This is a genomic window from Hyella patelloides LEGE 07179 (assembly GCF_900659865.1).
GTDB classification, from domain to species: Bacteria; Cyanobacteriota; Cyanobacteriia; order Cyanobacteriales; family Xenococcaceae; genus Hyella; species Hyella patelloides.
The window spans coordinates 1-3,422 of sequence record NZ_LR214193.1; the positions used below are offsets into that span (position 1 = coordinate 1).

A 3,422-nucleotide genomic window follows, 5' to 3' on the forward strand; every position below is an offset into this window, starting at 1 on the left:
TGGTTCATCGTCTACTAAGAGTAATTTTTGTTGTTCTGACATATTGCCTCAAATTTTCCCGATCTTAATAAAACAAAGCTGGTTTCTTTACTAATTTTAGCAATTTGTGCGAAGAAGCAAGAAACAATAAGAAAGCAGGCAGAGGAAGCAGAGGAAGCAGGTGCAGAAAAACCCCAATATATTTTTAAATTTAATGACTAATAACTAATAATTAATCACTTGTCATTACCAAAAGGACAAGTATCCCAATATTGAGGTAGTAAAATTTGAGACGGTTTCTCCGAGGTTAAAACGACATTTCCTCTGTCGCTAACTATCCAACCTGTAGCTTCAACTATTTCGGTATTTGGTGACTGATGAACTTGGTGTAACTCAAATTCGCTAGTTTCTGTTCCCCAATCTACGAGAAATTCATCACTATAAAAATTGCCATCAAGAGGACTAGGGGGTAAAGCACCTTTGCCAGTGTAAACAAAACTATTTTGAGCCAATTCATCACCAGCACCGCAACGGGAAACTATTTGATTGCTTCTTTCTAGGGTTTTGTCGGGTAATTTAGTCAAATTGTTGCGTAAATTGTTATTAAAACGCTCAATGTTAACTCTGCCATCGATTCCCGAATCAGAGCTAGCATCGATTTGATTGGGGGAAGCAACAAAAAGTTCTTGAGCTTTAATATCGATGTTACCTCCTTGACCATTATTCGCTGTTGCAGTGATACTACTACTAGGAAATGCAATTAAAAAGCCAGTATCTATCTTAATATTGCCTCCACTTCCTTGATTGCCAGCATTGGTAGTAATGCTTGCGCGATCTCCCAATTTTAGGGAATCAGCAATTGTGAGATCAATATTACCTTCTTCGCCAGATTGAGTAGTTGCATTGAGAGAGCCTCCACTTTCGAGATTAATTTTATCGGCGTTAATAGTCATATCTCCTGCTTTACCTAAACCTGAAGAAAAGGTAGTAATAATGGAATTATTATTAGCTATCAGTTGATTGGTATCTATATTGACATCTCCAGCATCTCCTGAACTTAAAGTTGCGGTAGAAATAATTACATCATTACTAACTTCTACTTTTTGAGAGGCTTCTATTTCTATATTTCCGCCATTGCCACTACCGAAAGAAATAGTAGAAATTAGAGAACTCTTGTCTAAATTAAGTATGGGAGTTGTTAGCTTTATTTTTCCTCCTTCACCAACAGCCGTTATTGCTAGCAAGGCACCTCTGACAAGTGTTAAATCAATATTTGGAATTCCAACCCCAGAGGAACTTTCTGCTATAAGTGCTGGTAAAGTTTCATTAGAACCATTTATTTGCATAAACTCATCAGCATTAATCTCAATATCGCCTCCGTTTCCTTCACCTACAGAAGAGGCGGAAATCAAAGCTTGACCTTCAAAAAAAAATCTACTTGTGTCAATCGTGATATTACCTGCGGGTTTATTACTATTAATCCCCGTACTGCTAAGAATACTACTAGGAAAAATGCCGTTTTCAGAACTACCGCTAATTGTTACAGACTCATCAGCATGAATCTTAATATCGCCTCCTGCACCACCAGAAGGCAAAACTTCTCCCTCACCAATTAATAAACCGCTAGCAGATGAGATTTGCGAGCCATCTTGAATGATTAAGGTTTTGGTACTAAGGTTTAAGTTTCCCGCATTTCCCGAATTAGGAGAAGTATCATCTCCTGAATTAGGAGAAACACTATTAGTAAAGATTGATGTTGGTAAAATTGAGCTTGCAGGAGTTCGTAATAACTCTATTGATTCTTCCGCTTCAATTGTAATATCGCCTCCTTCTCCTTGTCCTAAAGTTGAAGTAGAAATCAGCGAACCATCTTGAACAATTAATTTTTGAGCATTAATGGTTACATTTCCTGTGTTACCCACACTATTAAGGGCAGAGAGAGACAACACACCAGAGCGAATTAATTCAATGTTTTGGGTAGCGGTAATGTCTATATCACCACCTTGACCTTTACTATAGATAGCATTACCAAGAAACGCACCATCAGTAAATACTATGTTGTCACTCTCCACATTGATATTTCCTGCTGCACCAGTATTATTCGCCAAAGTGATAATTCCTGAAACTTCATTCTCCTCTACGCTTAAGTTACCAGTAACACCTCGCCTAATTAAGTTTTGAAAACTGTCTGCTCCGTATCCTGAAACATTCAGAATTTCTGTATTAATTATGATATTGGAGCTTTTGCCCGCTCCTGAGCTAGAAGAAGAAATTAGTCCTCCATTGATATTTAAAGTGTTCGCAGTAATGCTAATATCTTCACCGTCTGTATCGCCTAATGTTCGAGATCGTATTTGAGAATTTCCACTAACATTTAATTCTCCACCTCGGATATTAATACTTCCGCCACCCATACCAGATGATTCAATTACGCTACCTTGAGCAACAGTAATATCTCCTCTAGCAATGTCTTCTGAAAACTCTAACTGAAAGTCAGGATCGATTTTGATAATTCCATCTGCTGCTATTGCACCTATTTGGATATTACCTTGGGATGCACTAATAGTTGCTCCTTGAAGGGAAACACCTGGAATAGATTCGCTGTTTTGCGCGCCCAGTAATACTATGTTTTCTCGATCTGGTACAGCTAAAGACGCTCCTTCTATAGTAATAGGTTCATTTTGACCCATCTGACGATAGAAAAAAGCTGAAGGATTGACGGTTAAAAGGGGTAAATTTTCTTGAGAATCTGGGTTAGCAGAGAAAAAACCGCGATCTCCGAAAGCAATTTCCTCAGCAGTGGTAGCAACAAATGAACCATTAACATCTAGGGTTGCACCGTTACCAAAAATAATTCCTTGGGGGTTAATCAACCATAAGTTAGCGTTTCCTGTTACCCCTAAATTGCCAAGAATTTCTGAACTATTGTTACCTGTAACTCGACTGAAAATATTAGCTACTCCAGGATCGACAAAATAAAGGCTTTCTCCAATACCGATGTTAAACTCTCGAAAACTATGAAACAGATTACTATCTGCTCGAACTCCCCCTGTAATATCGCATTGAACTAAACAATCACCAGTTATCTTGGTAGTGGGGGTTGTACTATCAGGAACTACTTGAGCTTGAACAAGATTGGGAAACCAGTAACAAAAGGTTACCACTCCGCTCATTAACCATATTTTTGGCATCAAATTCATAGATCGGTAAAATTTTGCAACCGCGCACGAGCCTCACAGAGAGCGAGATCGCTTTGAATAGTTAAACTGTCTTTGATATTCTCGATTAAATTAACGAAATTATGATTGTTACCACGCCCTTCGGGCTGAAGTCAGGAGTCAGCAGTCAGCAGTCAGGAGTTAGATAAAGCCCGAAGTTGGTCTAAAGGCAAGGGCGCGTCGCCTGTGGTTTCCCAGGCGTTCATGTCGCCCGCTCGCCATTTT

General features: G+C 38.9%; 1 protein-coding gene. It reads right to left on the reverse strand.

What is annotated here, in order from left to right; all coding sequences use genetic code 11:
- Positions 1-215: 215 nt before the first annotated feature.
- Positions 216-3,152, reverse strand: coding sequence for a two-partner secretion domain-containing protein (locus H1P_RS31930; protein ID WP_222427347.1), 2,937 nt, complete (start codon positions 3,150-3,152; stop codon positions 216-218).
- Positions 3,153-3,422 lie beyond the last annotated feature (270 nt).